The 17,915-nt window shown below is 69.4% G+C and carries 15 protein-coding genes and 2 pseudogenes; 11 read left to right on the plus strand and 6 right to left on the minus strand.

What is annotated here, in order from left to right:
* Window positions 1-41 precede the first annotated feature (41 nt).
* Window positions 42-917 carry an alpha/beta fold hydrolase gene (locus ACERM0_RS16880; RefSeq protein ID WP_373679789.1) on the plus strand — a complete coding sequence of 292 codons (876 nt, stop codon included), beginning with the start codon at window positions 42-44 and terminating at the stop codon, window positions 915-917.
* Window positions 918-941: 24 nt separating this feature from the next.
* Here ACERM0_RS16880 and ACERM0_RS16885 read toward each other — a convergent pair whose 3' ends face one another.
* Window positions 942-1,391, minus strand: a complete 450-nt coding sequence (locus ACERM0_RS16885; RefSeq protein ID WP_373679949.1) for an RpiB/LacA/LacB family sugar-phosphate isomerase — start codon at window positions 1,389-1,391, stop codon at window positions 942-944.
* A 22-nt stretch (window positions 1,392-1,413) separates the two neighbouring features.
* On the minus strand, window positions 1,414-2,349 hold the full coding sequence (locus ACERM0_RS16890; RefSeq protein WP_373679790.1) for an ABC transporter substrate-binding protein: 936 nt from the start codon (window positions 2,347-2,349) through the stop codon (window positions 1,414-1,416).
* A 68-nt stretch (window positions 2,350-2,417) separates the two neighbouring features.
* Here ACERM0_RS16890 and ACERM0_RS16895 point away from each other — a divergent pair, with 68 nt between their 5' ends.
* The 5 genes and pseudogenes from ACERM0_RS16895 (at window position 2,418) to ACERM0_RS16915 (ending at window position 8,169) form a co-directional block, all read left to right on the plus strand.
* Entirely contained in the window at window positions 2,418-3,572 is a 1,155-nt protein-coding gene (locus tag ACERM0_RS16895) for a putative manganese transporter (RefSeq protein WP_373679791.1), read from the plus strand.
* Between the two features lie 124 nt (window positions 3,573-3,696).
* A pseudogene (locus ACERM0_RS16900) lies at window positions 3,697-4,920 on the plus strand (MFS transporter); the annotation flags it as partial.
* A gap of 93 nt (window positions 4,921-5,013) precedes the next feature.
* On the plus strand, window positions 5,014-5,988 hold the full coding sequence (locus ACERM0_RS16905; RefSeq protein WP_373679950.1) for an aldo/keto reductase: 975 nt from the start codon (window positions 5,014-5,016) through the stop codon (window positions 5,986-5,988).
* Window positions 5,985-6,662 (plus strand): hypothetical protein, encoded by a 678-nt coding sequence (locus tag ACERM0_RS16910; protein ID WP_373679792.1) that lies wholly within the window; start codon window positions 5,985-5,987, stop codon window positions 6,660-6,662. Before ACERM0_RS16905 ends, ACERM0_RS16910 begins: the two co-directional genes overlap by 4 nt.
* Window positions 6,663-6,711: 49 nt before the next feature.
* Window positions 6,712-8,169, plus strand: coding sequence for an aldehyde dehydrogenase family protein (locus tag ACERM0_RS16915; RefSeq protein ID WP_373679793.1), 1,458 nt, complete (start codon window positions 6,712-6,714; stop codon window positions 8,167-8,169).
* Between the two features lie 70 nt (window positions 8,170-8,239).
* Here ACERM0_RS16915 and ACERM0_RS16920 read toward each other — a convergent pair whose 3' ends face one another.
* Both ACERM0_RS16920 and ACERM0_RS16925 read right to left on the minus strand, forming a co-directional pair.
* Complete coding sequence (locus ACERM0_RS16920; protein ID WP_373679794.1) at window positions 8,240-9,823, minus strand: ethanolamine ammonia-lyase reactivating factor EutA; 1,584 nt, start codon at window positions 9,821-9,823, stop codon at window positions 8,240-8,242.
* A gap of 84 nt (window positions 9,824-9,907) precedes the next feature.
* Entirely contained in the window at window positions 9,908-11,035 is a 1,128-nt protein-coding gene (locus ACERM0_RS16925; RefSeq protein WP_373679795.1) for an ethanolamine ammonia lyase-activating protein, read from the minus strand.
* Between the two features lie 247 nt (window positions 11,036-11,282).
* Here ACERM0_RS16925 and ACERM0_RS16930 point away from each other — a divergent pair, with 247 nt between their 5' ends.
* From ACERM0_RS16930 to ACERM0_RS16950, 5 genes are read left to right on the plus strand one after another with little or no spacing between them, the layout of a single operon-like run.
* Complete coding sequence (locus ACERM0_RS16930) at window positions 11,283-12,356, plus strand: alpha-hydroxy acid oxidase (RefSeq protein WP_373679796.1); 1,074 nt, start codon at window positions 11,283-11,285, stop codon at window positions 12,354-12,356.
* Between the two features lie 55 nt (window positions 12,357-12,411).
* The gene (locus tag ACERM0_RS16935; RefSeq protein ID WP_373679797.1) at window positions 12,412-13,626 is read left to right on the plus strand and encodes a cupin; all 1,215 of its coding nucleotides are present in this window, start codon (window positions 12,412-12,414) and stop codon (window positions 13,624-13,626) included.
* Window positions 13,623-15,113, plus strand: coding sequence for an ethanolamine ammonia-lyase reactivating factor EutA (locus ACERM0_RS16940; protein ID WP_373679798.1), 1,491 nt, complete (start codon window positions 13,623-13,625; stop codon window positions 15,111-15,113). The genes ACERM0_RS16935 and ACERM0_RS16940 overlap by 4 nt, the downstream gene beginning before the upstream one ends.
* 59 nt (window positions 15,114-15,172) lie before the next feature.
* Window positions 15,173-16,243 carry an amidohydrolase family protein gene (locus tag ACERM0_RS16945; protein ID WP_373679799.1) on the plus strand — a complete coding sequence of 357 codons (1,071 nt, stop codon included), beginning with the start codon at window positions 15,173-15,175 and terminating at the stop codon, window positions 16,241-16,243.
* A 14-nt stretch (window positions 16,244-16,257) separates the two neighbouring features.
* A complete protein-coding gene (locus tag ACERM0_RS16950; RefSeq protein WP_373679800.1) occupies window positions 16,258-16,626 on the plus strand; it encodes a Rieske (2Fe-2S) protein in 369 nt (122 codons plus the stop codon).
* Window positions 16,627-16,678: 52 nt separating this feature from the next.
* On the opposite strand, the gene ACERM0_RS16955 is transcribed toward ACERM0_RS16950, so the two are convergent.
* Together ACERM0_RS16955 and ACERM0_RS16960 are read right to left on the minus strand one after the other, a co-directional pair.
* The gene (locus tag ACERM0_RS16955; RefSeq protein WP_373679951.1) at window positions 16,679-16,927 is read right to left on the minus strand and encodes an MFS transporter; all 249 of its coding nucleotides are present in this window, start codon (window positions 16,925-16,927) and stop codon (window positions 16,679-16,681) included.
* Between the two features lie 64 nt (window positions 16,928-16,991).
* Window positions 16,992-17,897: pseudogene (locus tag ACERM0_RS16960) on the minus strand (MFS transporter); the annotation flags it as partial.
* Between the last annotated feature and the right edge of the window lie 18 nt (window positions 17,898-17,915).

Here is a 17,915-nt window from a genome sequence, read left to right on the forward strand (position 1 = left end):
GTGTGAGCGTGGACGCGGGGTCGAGCGAACAGGAGTGTGTCGTGCCCCACGTGGAGATCGACGGCATCCGCACCGCCTACGAGGTCATCGGATCCGGCCCGCCGCTGCTGATGTTCTCGCCGGGTGGCTTCAACGCCGTGCGCAACAACTGGTCCGAGCTGGGCGTGTACAAGCGTCTGTCGCTGCTGCCGGCCCTCTCCGAGCGCTTCCGGTGCATCGTCTTCGATCGGCGCGAGGCCGGCGAGTCCGGTGGCCGGGTCCAGCGGCTGGACTGGCGCGACCTCGTGGCGCAGGGCATCGGCCTGCTCGATCGGCTGGGCATCTCCAGGGCACACCTGATGGGCGGTTGCGTCGGCTGCTCGATCGTGGCGCGCGCGTCCGTCGACCACCCCAGCCGCGTGGCGGGCATGGTGTTGTACTCCCCGGCGGGCGGCCCGCGGTACCGCATGGGTCAGCACCGTCGTTTCGTCCAGCATCTGGCCTTCGCCGCCTTCGAAGGGCTCGACGGCGTGGTGGACCACGCTCGTGCGACGACGGAGAGCTTCTCGCAGGACCCTCGAGTCGGGCCGTGGGCCAGTGTGCTCCGCAGCGACGAGGAGTTCGCGGCCGCCTACCGGGGCCTCGACCCCGCCTGGTACGAGGCCGTGGTGACCGGCACGGCGCGGGTGATGTTCGATCGGGACACCGTTCCCGGTGTCGAACCCGAGGACCTCTTGTCGCTGGAAGACGTCCCCACGCTCATCGTCCCGGGTGACGATGCCTCGCACGCACCGTCCGCAGCGCAGTACCTGCGCGAATGCCTGCCGGCGGCGCGCTACTGGGACGCGCCCGTCGCGGAGCAGACGTCGACCTCGGCGCCGCAGCAGATCCTGGCCGCGCTCGACGAGGCGCAGGCACGTCGGCCCGCCGACGCCTGATCGTCGACCCGCCGAAGCGACGCCTCAGATGGACTCGCCGCGTTCCATGGCGGCGATCTGTGCCAGACGCCGGGCGTGCTTGCCGCCGGTGAAGTCGGTCGTCAACCAGCGGTCGACGATGCGCATCGCGAGGTCGGGGGCCGTGATCTTGGCGCCGAGCACCAGGACGTTGCCGTCGTTGTTCGCGCGGGCGATCTCGGCCAGGAACACGCGTTCGCACAGCGTGGCACGCACCCCGTCGATCTTGTTGAGAGCGATCGTCTCGCCCGAGCCCGTGCCACCGATCATGATCCCCCGGTCGGCGATGCCGTCACCGACGTGGTGCCCGATGTCGGCGCACAGCCGGGGATAGTCGACCTCGACGACCTCGTCGACGCCGCGGTCGTTGACGTCGTGCCCCAACGCGGTCAGGTGCTCGACGAGTCGGTGCTTGAGTGCGACGCCGTTGTGGTCGGCCGCGATTGCGATGCGCATCACGTTGCCCTTCGGCAGATGGTCACTCCTCGACCGAAGCGAAGACGTCCTCGAGACGGGGATACGTGCGCAGAATCTGTTGGTCGACGGCGTGCTCGAACAGCGTCTCGAGCATCTCGGTGTTCGGTCCGAGCCCGTAGGGAAGTGGGTCGCCGTCGATGCGTTCGCGCACGGTCGCGTACAAGCGGTCGTTGGCGTCCATCTCGCTGTCGGCCAGGTCGTCGAGGCCGGCGACGTAGGCCTCCTTGGCAGCGAGGAACGTCTGGAACAGGTCGCGGGCGAGGCCGGGATGGGCGGCGAGCACGTCGTCGCGGACGACGACGAGATGGTTGATGGGGTAGAAGCCGCGCTCGTCCAGGGCACGTAGCGCGGCGGCCTGGGGGTCGGGGATCAGTGGACGCAGCGCCTCGTCACCGGCCTTGATGTTGATGGCGGCCGGCAACTCGCCCGCGACGACCATCTTCGCCAGGTCCGACCCCGGTGGCAGGTGGACGACGTTGCTCGGTGGCTGGTACGCCTCGACGTGTTCGTCGCCGGACAACGCCCAGGTGACCCGGTCGAGTTCGACCCCGTACTCCAGCCGCAGGATCGCCCGCGCCCACACGCCCGTCGTGACCGTGTAGCCGCGATTCACGCCGACGGCGTGCCCTTCGAGCCCCCGCGGGTCGGCGATGTCGGTGTCGTTGCGCACATGGATCGCGCCGTGATGGAACCCGCGCACGAGGAAGATCGGCAGCGCGGTGAACGGCACCCCGTGTTCGCGGGCGCACAGGTACGTGGTGAGCGCCATCTCGCAGATGTCGAATTCGAGGGAGCGCACCATTCGGCGGAAGGCGTCCACCAGCACAGGCACCTCGACGACCTGCAGATCACAGGCCTGCGGGGACAGGGCGCCGGACGTGATGGCGCGATTGTTGCCCTGGGGGCGGGTGACGATCGAGAGTTCCGGTCGGCTCATCAAGTCGGCTCACGAGTCCGGTTAATTGACGGACCATAGTACCATAGGGCAGGCTCTCGGCGGCGGTCGTGACGTGGGAGGGCGAGATCACCGGGCTCGTGGAGGTGGTGCTGCGACCTGCCGCGGAGGCCTTCCTCGGGGTCACGGTCTTCGTCGCCACGATGATGGGGGTGTTCGCCGTCCTGCACTGGCGGCTGGGGCCGGCGTTGCCGCGTCTGCTCGCACGGCATCGCCGATACGGTCCGCTCCTGGGAGCACTCCTCGGCGTCGTGCCCGGGTGCGGTGGTGCGATCTTCGTGATCCCGCTGTACGCGCGCCGACAGGTCTCATTCGGGACCGTGGTGGCGGCGCTCGTGGCGACGATGGGCGATTCGTCCTTCGTGCTGTTCGCGGCCGATCCCGGGCTCGCCCTTCGGCTGCACGGGCTGCTGTTCGTGACCGGCCTGGTCGTCGGGATCGTCGTCGATGCCTGCCGCTACGCCCCCGCGGCGCGGCCGGCCCCGGTCGCCGTCGTCGCCGCAGCGGCCGGCAGTCGGTCGTTGACGAGCCACGCCGACGAGTTCGAGTCGCCGGCGGCCGTCCTGTCCGGCCGCGACATGGGCGGCGAGCCTGCCTTCGGAAACGACGCCAGATGGAAAGCGGCCGTCTTCTGGCTGCTGGTCCTGCTCGGTCTGTCGGTGAGTGTGCCGGACCTGGTCGGCGGCGCGGATCCATTGGCGCCGACCGGCCCCCGTGGCGCCGCCGCAGCGGTCGGGCTGACCGGGACGGCCATGGCACTGTGGCTGGCGCGCGAGCGCCGCTGCGGGGGAGCGCCGGAGGCGTCCTCGTCGGGCGGCCTGCATGAGGTACTGGCCGCGACCGCCGTCGAGTCGGCGCGCGTGGGTATGTGGATCGCGTTCGTGCTCGTCGGTGTCGAGGTCGTGGGGTTGCTCGGAGCGCCGATCGTGCTGATTGCGACCCTGAGCGGCATGCTCGGTGTGGCTGCCGGTGCGCTTCTCGGCCTCGTGCCCGGGTGTGCCCCGCAGATCGTGCTCACGGGTATGTACGCCGGTGGTCTGCTGCCGTTTCCCACGCTCGTCGCCAACGCACTCAGCCAGGACGGCGACGCACTGCTCCCCTTGCTGCTGTTGGACCCGCGGGCGGCGATCGTCGCCAACCTGGTCACGACCGTCCCGGGCCTGATCGTCGGCGGGGCGGTGCTCGTGTTGGCGATCGCACCGTGACGGCGGCGGCGCGTTGCCATTGGTTAGTCCAACAGTAGACTCGCCGGTCGGGCGCGCGGTCGCGCCTTCGTCCCCGCCGCTGGCCTGGTCGGGATGCGCCGGGGGGTACGACGGTCGGAGGTGGATGGTGGGTGGGCGGGCGGATCGACCGGTGGCGGCGCTCGCCCCCCTGCGTGTCCCGGTGTACCGCCGCATGTGGTGCAGTATGACCGTCTCGCACCTCGGCACGTACCTCCAACTGACAGCTGCGCCCTGGCTGATGTTGCAGATGACCGGGTCGCCACTGTTGGTGAGCCTCGTGACCACCGCGCTGTTCCTGCCGCGACTGTTCCTCATCGTTCCGAGCGGGGCGCTCGCCGACATCGTGGACCGGCGCACCATCCTCATCGTCTGCCACAGCGGCAACGCCCTGATCACGGGCGTGCTGGCGTGGGTCACCGCCATGGACCGGCTCACGCCCACCTCGTTGCTGCTGTTGATGCTCGCCCTGGGAGTCAGTACGGCCGTTTCCACACCGGCGTACCAGACCTATCTGCCCGACCTCGTCGCGGCGCCCCTGCGAGCCCAGGCCATCACGATGAACTCCGCTGCCCACCAGGCGGCGCTCGTCGTCGGGCCGTCGCTGGGCGGCGCCCTGATCGCCGGCGGCATCGCGGAAGCCGCGTTCGCGGCCAACTCGCTGTCCTTCATGATCCTCGTGGTGGTCCTCGCCACGCTGCGTCCACGGGCGGTGCAGGAGGTCGTACCAGAGGGACGAAGCCGGCCCCGGTCGGTGACCGAGGGCTTCCGGTTCGTGCGGGGGCATCGGGGCCTGCAGCGGTTGGTGCTGGTCGCCGCCGTCTTCACGTTGACCTCGGCGACGCTGCAGGCCCTGCTCCCCAACGTGGTCGCCGACGACCTGGGGCGCGAGGCGCAGGTCTTCGGGCTGCTCTACGCCATCTTCGGCGCCGGTGCGTTGCTGGCCACGGTGACCCGCGAGCGGGCTGCGATGCGGTTCGGTCGCTTCCTCCTACCGTCCTCGATCGGCACCTTCGCACTCGCGGCGATCCTGTTCGGCAGTGCGGTCAACGTCGTCGTCGCCGGCGTCAGTCTCGCGTTCGCCGGCGTCACCTGGGTGTGGACGCTGACGACCTTCAAGGCCACGGTGCAGTTGCTCGCGCCCCGCTGGGTTCGGGGGCGGGTCGTGGCGGTCTATCTCATGGCGGTGGCCATGAAGCCCGTGGGCGCGTTCGTGGGCGGCGCGGTCGCCGAGATGGCCGGCGCCGGGAACGCCGTCACGCTCTCGGCCGTCGTGACCCTCGTGCTCGCCTTCGCCACGGCCCGGGCCAGGCTGCCCGTGCTGGGACGTGAAGGCGTCAGCGACCAGGACGTGCCGGCCCCGGGCGGCTCGGTCCCGGGTACCACGGCAGCCAGGCAATCGACATCGGGAGAAGGAGCAAGGATGGAGGGGAGCACGGACGTCAAGGTCGGGCCCACGACGGTGCCGGCGTTCGGATTGGGCTGCATGGGCATGTCCGCGCCCGGTCGCAGCGACGAAGCGTCGACCCGCACGCTGCGGCGCGCCCACGAGGCCGGTGTACGCATGTTCGACACGGCCGACAAGTACGGAAAGGGACACAACGAGGTGCTGGTCGGCCGGGCGATGGCGGACCTGCGCGACGAGATCTTCCTCGCCACGAAGTTCGGGTTCGTCGGTTCGCCGGGAGACGAGCGTCCGGTCGACGGCCGGCCGTCCTACGTGCGGCAGGCTTGTGACCGCAGCCTCGAGCGACTCGGCGTCGACCACGTCGACCTGCTGTATCTGCACCGCGTCGACCCGCAGGTGCCGATCGAGGAGACCGTCGGCGCCATGGGCGACCTCGTCGCTGCCGGGAAGGTGCGGGCGATCGGGCTCTCGGAGGTCAGTGTCTCGACACTCGAGCGCGCCCACGGTGTGCACCCGATCGCGGCGATCCAGAGCGAGTACAGCCTCTGGACACGGGACGTCGAACGTGACGTGCTCCCGTACTGCCGCGAGCACGGCATCGCCTTCGTGGCCTACAGCCCACTCGGCATCGGCTTCCTGACCGGCCGGTATCGGGACGCCGACGCGCTGCCGGCGGGCAACCGCCTCCGGCGAGGGCCGCGCATGGCGGAGGACAACCTCGCACGCAACCTCGGTGTGCTGGAGCAGTTCGAGGCGATCGCGGGCGAACTCGGCGTCACGCCCGCCCAGCTGGCGCTGGCCTGGGTCCTCGACCAGCCCGGGACCGTCGCCATCCCCGGCGCGTCGACCGAGAACCACCTCGAGGAGAACCTGCGCGCCATCGACGTCGACGTCGACGACGCAGTCCGCGAACGGCTCGCCACGTTGTTCGATCCCGTACGCATCGCCGGGGCGCGCAAGTCCGAGGCCGGACTCGCACTGGTGCGATGACGCGCTGGCGGCGCGTGGACGTCGGCGGGCACGGGCTGCTGCACGCCACGCTGCGTAGCCGTCCGGGCTCGCGTGGTCCGCGGGCCGCGGAAGCCCTCATCGGTGTCCTGGAGGCGGCCCTGGCGGAGGGAGGTCTGGCGCCGTCTGCCGTCGTACGGACGCGCCTACGCGCGCGCACGACGGCAGAGCGCGACGCGGCCAGTGCCGTGCGGGCTCGACGGCTCACGGGACCGAAGCGGGCGGCCAGCTCCAGCTACGTCGCCCCTGCCTCCCTGCCGCGCGACACGGCGGTCGCGCTGGACGTGGTCGCCGTCGCCGGCAGTGTGTGCAAGCACATCGAGGAGTACGAGCCTGTCCGGACGCCGGCCCGCTACGTCGCGGTCGACGGCGTGCTGGCGTTTTCCGGCATCACCAGCGTCGCGTCGACGCTGCGGGCACAGGTCGACGAGATCCTCGCGCAGGCGACCGAGACGCTGCGGCACGCGACGGTGGACACCCGCCACCTGCTGGACGTCCGGTGGTACCTGGGCGAGCAGGATCCCGTGGCCGAGCTGCTCCATGCGCTGTCGCCGTGGCTGACGGGACCGGGGCAGCCGCAGGTCCATCGTGTGACGGGCTTCTCGGCCGCGGCGAAGCGCGTCGAGCTCGAACTGACAGCTTTCCGAATCGGATGATTTTCGTTAAAATGGTTAGTCCATAGAGGTGCCGGTAACAGGAGCGGACATGGTCGACACGCTGGTCGAAACGGACGTGCAACGGATGCTCATCGGCGGTGCGTGGGTCGACGCCGCCTCCGGCGAGGTGATCGATTCGGAGAACCCCGCGACCCACGAGATCGTGGGTCGTTTCCCCGCCGCCGACGCGGACGACGTGGATCGGGCGGTGGACGCGGCAGCCGCGGCGCAACCCGAGTGGGCGGCGATGCCCTGGACAGAGCGGGGCCGCCTCCTGCGGACGTTGGCCGACCGGATCCGAGACCGGGCCCGCGAGTTCGCGCTCCTCGACGTCGCCGAGGCCGGGCTCCCGCTGAAGGGCATGCTCAACGACGCGCTCGGGGCCGCCAAGGAGCTCGAGTACTTCGCCGGTCTCGGGGGTGAACTCAAGGGCAGCACCATCCCGAGCGATCCCGAGGCGGTCTCCTACACCTTGCGACAGCCCTACGGCGTCGTCGGCCGTATCGTGCCGTTCAACCACCCGTTCAAGTTCGCCGTCGGCAAGACCGCCGCGCCGCTGCTCGCGGGCAACGCGGTCCTGCTCAAGCCGCCGGAGACCGCGTCCTTGTCGGCGCTGGCGTTCGGTCGCCTGGCCGAGGACCTGTTGCCGCCGGGTGTCCTCAACATCGTGACCGGTCACGGTGCGATCGCCGGTGCAGCCATCGCCGGGCACCCCCGGATCCCGAGGGTCGCCTTCACCGGCAGCGTCCCGGCCGGGCGCGCCGTCATGGCCGCCGGCGCCGAGCACATCAAGCACGTCAGCCTCGAGCTCGGGGGCAAGAACCCGCTGGTGATCTGTCCCGACGCCGACCTGCCCCGTGCGGCGCAGGCGGCCGTCAAGGGCATGAACCTGCCGCGCACCATGGGCCAGTCGTGCCAGTCCAACTCCCGCATCTTCGTGCACGACTCGGTCGCGGATCGCTTCCTGGAACTGTTGGTCCAGGAGATCGCCGCGCTCCGCATCGGCGATCCCACCGACGAGGAGACCGACATCGGACCGGTCGCCTACCGTGGCCACTACGAGCGCATCCTCGAACACATCGCCGCGGCGAAGGAGGACGGCGCCAGGCTGCTCACGGGTGGCGGTCGCCCCGACGATCAGGCCGAGGGGTACTTCGTGGCCCCGACCGTGTTCGACCACGTGACCATGGACATGCGGATTGCCCGCAACGAGGTGTTCGGGCCGGTCATCGCCGTACTGCGTTGGAGCGACGAGGACGAGCTGCTCGAGCAGGCGAATGCGGTGGACTTCGGCCTGACGGCGAAGATCTGGACGAAGGACCTCAACGTCGCTCAGCGCTTCGCGACCCGGGTCGAGGCCGGCATCGTGTGGATCAACGACCACGGCGCCAAGCCGCCCGGTATCCCCTTCGGCGGCTTCAAGTACAGCGGCATCGGCAAGGAAGGCTCGCTCGAGGAGTTGATCAGCTACACGCGCGAGAAGAGCATCGTGCAACGGATGATGTGAGCACTCCTGCGAGTCGAGACGGCGGGCGGCCCATCCGGGCTCGCCCGCCGTCTCGTCTTCGGGCGTCTCGTCACCCGTCTCGACCGGCGTCGTGGTCCCCGTCCACGTTCGCGCCGTCGCTGAACAGCAGTGACTTGATGGTGACGGGCACGGTGTTCGAAGGGAACCGCAGCGTGCCGAGGTCGACGAAGTCGAAGTCCCACAACCGAACGCCGTCGATGCAGAGCACGTCGCTCTTCACCTCGAGCTCCTCACGGAGCAGGCGGCCCACCGAGCGGGCGACGTCCGCGTCCAGGACGAGCACGAGGGGCCGGTCCGCCTCGATGGCGGGGCGCATGGCATCGGCGACGCCCCGGGCAAAGGCATGGAGACGCGGATAACTCGGCAGTCCGCTCCAGCCCAGCGCCAGTGCCACGTCGTCATGGGCGGGATCGAGGTCGAATGCTTCGAGGCGCTGTGCGACCGCGACCGCTACTGCTTGCGGATCGATGTCGTCGCCGAGGCTCAGGTCGGGTCGGACGACCTGCAGGTTCCGCCGGGGCAGCAGCCGGTCGGGATCGCTGATGTAGCCCGTACTCCCGCTCAACTGGATCGAATACTCGGAGGCACCGAGCGCCGTCGCCCGGATGCACTCACCCGGCGGCAGGACCGGGAAGGGGAACGATCCGTCCTCGATCCGCTCGCGCAGGCGTCCACCGAGCGCAGGACCGAGGTCGCCGAAGTCGCGGGACTCGCGGCCGTAGACGTACTCCCCGACGCCGCCCGAGAACATGACGCCGTCGATCGCCGTCCTGGCGGGCAATGGGCCTGCCAGGACGCGCAGACCGTGACCTTCGCGGTCGACGAGGAGGTCGACGAGCGCATCGGCCATCGCGGCCCCGACGCGGGAGCGCTGGTCCTCGGTCGCGGTGTCCCCCGGTTCCCAACTCAGCCCGGCGCGGCAGGCGTGCGCCCGGCCGGACGGCTCGAGGCGACGGATGATCGCGTCGTCGTCGACGGCGACGAGCCGACCGCCGACGTCCACGGCGGCGGTCTCGAGCACCTGGCCGCGCTCGACCAACCCCAGCTTGGTGGTCCCGCCGCCGATGTCGATGTTGAGGATGCGGGAGGACTGCTCGTACGAGCGCTGGGCCGCGCCGGATCCGTACGCCGCCAGCATCGCCTCCATCTTGTGGCCAGCCGTTGCGCAGACCAGTTCGCCGCCCTGCTCGGACAGGACCTGCGTGATCCGCGCGGCGTTGCGCCGTCGCAGTGCCTCGCCCGTCAGGATGACGACGCCCGTGTCGATGCGTGCCGGGTCCGCCTTCGCGGCGGCATATGCGGCGTCGATCATGCGTCCCAGCGCTTCGGCATCGATCTGGTCGTCCGGGCGGTAGGGCGTCAACTCGACCGGTGACCGGTACCAGGTGTCGCGGCGCACGACGATGAATCGGCTGCTCAGCTCCTCGCCGATGCGGCGCAGCAGCAGGTTGGAGAAGATGACCTGCGTCCCCGACGAGCCGACGTCGATGCCCACGCTGGTGAGCTCGACGTTGTCTTGCTGCCAGATCGGGTTGTCCTCGATCGGCAGGACGACCTCATGATCGTGGACGTGGTCGTGGTCCGGCGTGACGTTCGTGTAGACGAAGGAAGGGCCGTCGGCTGCGCTGCTCATGCGTCGTCCTCACTCACGGCGCGTCGAGGTCCCGACGCGCGTGGCCCGGCCCCTGCGGGCCGGGCCACCGTTCGGGCGGAGCCGTCAGGCGTCCGCGTCGGCCTTGGGCGGCAGATCCGCGAGCTCCGCCTCGTAGAACTGCTCCATCTGCGGTTCGAGACCGTGCTCGGCGAGGGCCTTGGCGAAGGTCTCGCGGACGAGCGCCGACTCGTCGGCGTAGTCGATCTGGTCGCCACCGATGCGCTGGCTGATCCACGCCTTCGGAACGCCCTGCGCGTTTCGCACCGACACGACCTCGTGCTTGAAGGCGAGGTAGCGGGCGGGTTCGGTCCCGGCGTTGAAGTGCTGGTGGAACCACATGTTCGGAGGCACGATGAGGCTGCCTGGCCCCCAGTCGTAGCGCTTCGGCTCTTCCCCCTCGGGCCACATCAGGCTGTAACCCTGACCGGACAGGATGATCACGTGCGCGCCCGGCCCGTGCCGGTGGGCCTTCTTGTAGGTCGCGGTAGGGAACTGCGAGATGTGGCTGTTCATCGAACCCTTGGCCATCGAGAACCGGATGTGGCCACCGCCGGCGCCGCGTTCCTTGGCCTCGATCAGGGGCAGGGTCACCGTGTCGGCCACGAAGTTGGTGTCGAGGAGCAACCCCTTCTGCTCGCCCTTGGGCGCGAAGTAGTCGGGGTCGCCGTCGAAGCGGTTCAGGAAGTCGTGTGCGGTTCCGAACACGAAGTCCACGTCGTCGTAGAGGTTCAGCACCGGTGGGAGGTTGGTCGAGGACACGAAACGGGCTGTCTTCTGGCCCGAGGCGTTGAAGTGCTGGTGATGGGTGTTCAGCGGGATCGCGAACATCGAGCCGGCCTGCCACTCGAAGGTGACCTCGGCGCCAGCGTCGTTCCAGACCTTGGTCGAACCCTGCCCGTCGAGGATCAGGATCATTTCCTCGAACAACTGCCGCTGGGGGGCGAGGCTGGCCCCGGCCGGGATCTCGCACACGTAGCAGTCGTTGGAGGTCCGCGACGCCTCGTGGTTGATGTAGACGCCGCGCCCGCCGCGGCGTTCCCACGGCTTGAGTTCGACGGTGCGCAGGTCGGGGACGTAGTGGGCAGCGATGATGTCCAACCCCTCTGCGGCCACCCACCTGGTGTAAGGCGTCTCCTTCTCGGTGGCGAACTTCCTCGCCATCTTGTCGTCGACCAGTGCGTCCTTGGCCATCGGGTGCTCCTCGGGGGTCACTGCTCGAGGTTCGTCTCGAACGATCGTCGATGGAGGCGCGCCGCCGGGTGCGGCGCGGATTCGGTCCCAGGATACCAGGGAAAGGCTAATAGGTCTAACCATTCACGTTCCATGGTCACGCATTGACGCTTCGCGCGCTGCTGCGGCATACTGGCCTAAGTTCATACCTTTAGCCCAAGCGTGACGGTTCGCTCATGCCAGGGTGGGGTCGAGCGTGGGAGCGCGCATGGACCTGCCAGCCGGGGCACCGACTGCCGACGAGTTGTGGGATGCCGGCCTGGGGCGGCTGTCCGCCGAGGTACGCGACCACCTCCTCGGTGGCGCGAGCGACGGCTGCGGCCCCGCGCGCAACCGGGCCGCTCTCGAGCAGGTCCTGTTCGTCCCCAAGGTCGTCGGTGGGGCCCGACCGCCGGACCTCGGCACGACGTTCCTGGGGCGTCGGATCTCCGCACCCTTCGGCACGGCGCCGATCGGGTCGGTGGATCTCGCGACGCCGCAGGCTGCCCGGGCCATCGTCGAGGTCCTCGCACGACGGGGGCTGGCGGGCTTCGTGGGACTGCTCGCGCTGGAGGACCTGCGCACGATGGCGCCGCTGCCCGAGTCGGCGGTCATGCTGCAGCTGTATCTGCGTGGCGACGACGGCTGGTTGCATGAGACCGTCAAGCTGTCCGAGGACAAGGGTTTTCACGGGTTCTGCGTCACGGTCGACAGCCGGGAGAAGGCCTACCGTCCCCGCGACCGGCGCAACCGCTACGTCAAGCGCGACAACCTCGGCAAGCCACCGAACCTGCCGGACGACCCCCTCGCCTACGACCACCAGCGTGCAGTCGACTGGCAGCGCTTGGAGCGGCTGCGCGCGATGACCGACCGTCCGCTCGTGTTGAAGGGGCTGCTGCACACCGCCGAGGCCCGTCGGGCCGTGGAGGTCGGCTTCGACGGCGTCTATGTGTCGAACCACGGCGGTCGCAACGTCGGGCACACGATCGCTACGGCCGAGGCACTCGCAGAGATCGCCCAGGTCGTCCCCGAGGAGTGCGCCGTGGTGGTCGACGGCGGGTTCCGCGACGCCGAGGACGTGCTCAAGGCCCGCTGCCTGGGGGCGGATCTCGTCACCTTCGGGCGGTCGCACTTCCTGGCGCTCGCCGCGGGCGGGGCGGCCGGACTCGAAGCGCTCTTCGAAGCGCTCGACGAGCAGATGCGCCTGACCATGCGACTGTTGGGCGTGGAGTCGCTCGCGGAACTGACACCCGATCTCGTGCGCATCGGCCCGCCGTGGCAGACCGTCCACGCCCACCACTGAGCACCGAGCAGTCGCGGACCGGACACGTTCGGCCGTCCGCGGCGAGGAGGAACACGTGACGAACTACGCCACGGCAGCCAAGGGCACGTTCGTGCCCCCGACCGGCGAGGAGTTCGCCGGGCCGCGCAAGTTCAAGAGCCCCAAGCAACCCTACGACATCTTCATGGAGTCGGAGGGCATCCCGATCCACCGGGACATCGGCTACCGCGACGTCCGCGAGTTGGAGTTGGCCGACTGGGCCCGCACCGGTGGACGTGGGGCATACATCCAGCTGCTGGGCACCGAAGAGCTGTGGGGTATGTACGTGCTCGAGGTCCCCGGCGGCGCCGCCCTGGAGATCGAGCAGCACATCTACGAGAAGATCGTCTACGTCGTCGAGGGCGCCGGTACGACCGAGGTCTGGCGCAGCACCGATGACCTCGGCAAGGAACCGCAGCGTTTCGAGTGGCACGACGGGTCGCTGTTCGCCATCCCGCTCAACGCGCGCCATCGCTTCGTCAACGGCAGCGACAAGCGCGCGCTCATGGTGGTCGGCACGACGGCGCCGCCGGTCTTCAACCTCTTCGACAACACGGCGTTCGTCTTCGACAACCCCTATCCGTTCGAGGAGCGCTACAACGCCGAATCGGGGTTCTTCGACTACCACGACGACCTGGTGCCCGACCCGGTCCGCGGTCGGGCGATGCAGGTGACCAGCCTCATCCCCGACCTGGTCAACCTGGAGCTGCCGTTGGACAACCAGCGGGGGCCGGGCATGCGGCGCATCCAGCCCTGGATGGCCAACGCCCGCTTCTACATGAAGATCCTCGAGTACCAGATTGGGCGCTACTCGCCGGCTCACTACCACCCGCCCAGCGCCGTCCTGCTGTGTGTCAAGGGTGGCGGCTACACCTACACCTGGCCCCGCGAGATCGGACTTCGCCCCTGGGCGGACGGCAAGGCCGACCAGGTGAAGCGCGTCGACTACGTCCCCGGTGGGCTCGTGGCGGCGGCACCCGGTGGCGGTGACTGGGTGCACCAGCACTTCGCCGTCAGCCGTGAGCCGCTGCGGGTGCTGGCGATGAACGGGCCACCGAGCGCGCGCATCGGCGGACTGTTCGCTCCGCCGGGCAAGGAACTGACCAGCTCGAACCTCGGCATGTCCGAGGGCGGTCGGAGTATCGAGTACTGGGCCGAGGACCCGCACATCCGTGCGGAGTTCGAGTCCGAGCTCGCCAAGGTGGGGCTGGAGTCCACGATGCCGCCCGAGCTGTACACGCGGCCCCAGTGACCGCCCCCGACGCGTGGCACGAACCGCCGCCCGGCAGCCACCTGCCGGGTCTCGACGGCGATCAGCTGGTACTGGTCAGCTCCGGGATCGACATCGGCTCGTCGACGATGCACCTCGCCGTGTCACGCCTCGTCGTCGAGCGCGACGGGGGCGGGTTCGAGATCGTTGGACGAGAGCTCGCCTACGAATCCCCGGTCGTGCTGACGCCCTACGTCGACGGCGCGCAGATAGACACCGAACAGGTCGAGCGAGTCTTCCGTTCCTTCTATGCCGAGGCCGGACTCGAGCCGGTGCACGTCGACACCGGTGTCGTGATCCTCACCGGCGTGGCCCTCGAACGGACCAATGCGCGCGCGCTCGGGGAGGTGGTCGCTTCGTGGGGCGGGCACTTCCTGTCGGTAGCTGCCGGGGACCGGCTCGAGGGGGTCCTGGCGGCGCACGGATCGGGCGCGGTCGAGCGGTCGCGGTCGGTCGGCACCGTGGCCAACGTCGACATCGGCGGGGGCACCGTCAAGATCTCCTGGTGTCGAGACGGCCGCGTGCTGGACGTCCAGGCCTTCGACATCGGTACCCGCCTGATCGCCTGGCAGCCCGAGTCCCGGGCGGTGCAGCGCCTGGAACCGACCGGGGCACAGCTGGTCGCCGCGTTGGACCTGCCGCCCGTTGCGCTCGGCGAGGGATTCCTGCCGGGGCACGAGCACGCCCTGACGAAAGGGGTCGCCCAGCACCTCGTCGCATTCCTGGCCGGCGAGCAGACCCCCCTGATGATGGCCACCGCGCGTGGCTCCGCCCAGCCACCCCGCGTGGCGCCGGACGAGGTCGTCTTCTCGGGAGGGTTTGCCGAATACCTGCTGGCGCGTGCCGACGGAGACTTCAGCGACCTGGGGAAGGCCATGGCCGCGGCGCTCGGGGACGTCGTCGGTCAGCGCCAGGACGTGACGGTCGCGCCCGTGGGCATCCGCGCGACCGCCATCGGAGCGGGCCAGTTCACGGTGCAGGTCAGTGGCATCACGATCCACCGCACCGCCGGGTTCCCCCTGCCGCTGCGCAACCTGCCGGTCGTCCGACTCTCGCCGGTCGGTGCGGCCGACCTGGCCGAGGAACTGCGCGCGCGGCTGCGTCTGCTCGAACTGCACGACCAGTCGGTGGCGATCGCGTTGCCCTGGTCGGGCCCAGCGAGCTACGAGCGGCTGCGCTCGTGCGCAGCCGCACTGGCCGACGGCGTCGGTCCGTTGCTCGAACGCGGGCTGCCGGTGGCGGTGGTGTGCGACGGCGACGTGGCACGGCTCCTGGGACAGCACCTCACCGCGACCAGCGGGGACGCGGCGTCGTTCCTGGTCGTCGACGGCATCGAGGTCGAGGAACTGGACTTCCTCGACCTGGGGGAACCCGTCGGGGCGTACGGCGCCATCCCGGTGACCGTGAAATCACTGGCGTTTCGCGACGAGGTCGGACAACGCCCCCGAGCGTGGCACCACACCGGCTGAACAACCCACCATCACACCAACACACGACGTTGCCGCGGGCAACGGTGGAAGGAGAACCGATGCTCGTCGTCGATCCGGATGCGCACTACATCGAGGACCATCGGGAGCTGGCCAATTACGTCCCCGAACCCATGCGGACGCGGTTGCAGAAGGCGAAGCTGGGCCATCTGCTGTCGAACAGCACGGGAGACCGGTTCATGAGCGGACGCATCCAGCGTCCGCTGATCAAGTCGTTGGAGAAGGCTCCGGCCAACGAGTCCTACGGGCTGCAACGCCCGGAGGACGTCCCGGCGATCATGAAGTTCCTGGGCGTCGACATCTCGGTGCAACTGCCGGGCAAGATGCTGCAGCTGTCCACGGCGCAGCAGCGTGACGTGGCGGTGGCGCTGTGCGAGGGGTTCGCCCAGTACATGATCGATCAGGTGGTAGACCCCTCCGAGGGCATCTATTCGATGATCATCGCGCCGCACCAGGACCCCGAACGCGCGGCCGAGCTGATCTACCGCTTCGCCGAGAGCCCGGGGATGTGTGCGGTCTGCTTCATCACCCAGGGCATCTCGCCCCCGCTCGGTGACCGGCACTACGACCCGATCTACCGGGCTGCTCAGGACGTCGAACTGCCGATCGTGTACCACGCCAACGGCGCCTCGATCGATCACTTCCCGATCCGCGGGTTCCAAAAGTTCCTCGAGACCCACACGCTCGGCTTCATCTTCTACAACCTGGCGACGCTGGTGAGCATGCTGGTGCAGGGCGTGCCCGAGCGGTTCCCGCGTCTGAAGTTCTCGTTCCAGGAAGCGGGGATCTTCTACATCCCCATGCTGATGCACCGACTGGACGCCGGCTACAAGAAGCGCCGCTCGGAAGCGCCGTTGCTGAAGCGTCTGCCGAGCGAGTACATGATGGACTTCTACTACGGCACGCAGCCGATGGAGGAGCCGAACGACATCAAGCAACTCGAGATGATGTTCGAGATGATCGACGCGCCGAACACGCTTATCTATTCCTCGGACTATCCCCACTGGGACTTCGACATGCCGTCGCGCATCACGGACCTGCCCTTCCTGAGTGACGAGGGCAAGGCCAAGATCCTGGGTGGGAACGCGGTCGACCTCTACCGGTTCGTCTGAGAGCGGGAGCAGCCATGGAAACCCAGACACGAGTGTCCGCCGCCGAGGTTCGTGAGGAAGGGCGGCTGCGCGTGACGGTCAGCGGCCAACCCGTCGTGGTGTTCGACTTCCAGGGCGGGTTCGTCGCCTACGTCGACGTGTGTCCGCACCAAGGAGGCCCGGTGTGCTCCGACGGTTCCCTGCATCCGTTCCTGACCGCGGAGCTCGACGAGGCCGGACGTGCCGTCGACACCTGGGCACCGGGCGGGGAACGCGTGCTGGCTTGCCCCTGGCACGGCTGGGAGTTCTGGCTGGAGGACGGCGTGCTCATCGCCGATCCGACGAAACGGCTCCGCCGGGTCTCGGTCACGATGGACGGCGACGACCTCGTGCTCGCACTCTGAGGCGACCCACCGCCTCACGCGCCGCCCTCGCCCCCACGCCCTGCCACCGGCGTCATCCGGCCGGGGCGTCGCGGGGGCGACGGCGTTTGAGCCAGCCGTAGTACGTGAAGAAAACCAGCGGGATGCCGAGTCCGGCGAGCAGGAACGTCGGCTCGTACCCGAGCGCATCCACCGAGACGCCACCCACGACAGGCCCGATGATCTTGCCGATGTCCAGGCCGGACATGTACGTGCCGGACGCCAGGCCGCGTTGACGGTCGCCGGCGCCGGCCGAGTCCATCACCAGGGCGGCGGACGACACCCGCAACAACGCCCGGCTGGTGCCGATCCCGAGCCGCGACCAGCAGAACCACGTAGAGACGCGAAACCGTCAGGGCTGCCGTGGCGGCGCCGCCGAGTATCACCATCCACGGCAGCACCGAGCGGTAGTGGATGCGCTTGAACAGGGCCGGCGTGGTGAACCGGATGGCGGAACTGAGTGCGGAACTGGCGCCGGTGAGTGAGCCGATCTGCGTCAGGCTCAGGCCGATCGCCAGCCCGAAGAGGGGGAAGAAGGTCGTCAACACGCCGCTGAGCAGGTTGATGTGCAGCGCGCAGAAGAACGCCAGCCAGACGTAGGGGCCGACGGCGGGCAGCAGGCGACCTGGGGAAAGTCGCGAGCGTGTCGGCGCGGACCCGGGCGACGGCGACGGCGCACGCCCGTCGCCGCCTCGACCAGTGCCCCAGAGTGCGCTCGCGAGTCCGATCGCGGCCAGCAACGGGAACGCCGCAACGGCCGTCAGTGCGCCCGAGAGGCCGAGTACGTCACCGGCCGCGCCGCCGACGAAGCCCGCCAGGCCGTAGCCCGCCCCGATGCAGCCGGTGTACCAGCCCATCAGGGAGCCGGCGTCACCGTTCGGGCGCAGCTCCATGACGGCCGCGAGGCCACCCGTGGAGGCGACGGCGAACCCCATGCCGTTGACGGCCACCGTCACGGCCAGCCACCGCGGTGTGCTGCTGTTGGCGAGGACGACGAAGGAGCCGGCCTGCAGCAAGCAGCCCATCGGCACGAGCCAGCGCAGACGGTGCGCTCGGTACAGCGCGCTGATCACGAAGCGGGACGCCAGCGCGGCCACGCTGTAGGCGGCCACGATGGGCCCGATGACGGGCGCGGCCACGCCTTGTTCGGCGAGGTGCGGAGCCAGCAGCAGGAGGACGGCGCCGTCGCCGAGCGTGAAGACGGACGAGGAGACGAACAGCAGCATCACGGCTCGTCGGCTGGCCGTCTGCATGCCGCCCAGCGTCAATCA

The sequence above is a fragment of the Egicoccus sp. AB-alg2 genome (assembly GCF_041821065.1).
Classification (GTDB): domain Bacteria; phylum Actinomycetota; class Nitriliruptoria; order Nitriliruptorales; family Nitriliruptoraceae; genus Egicoccus.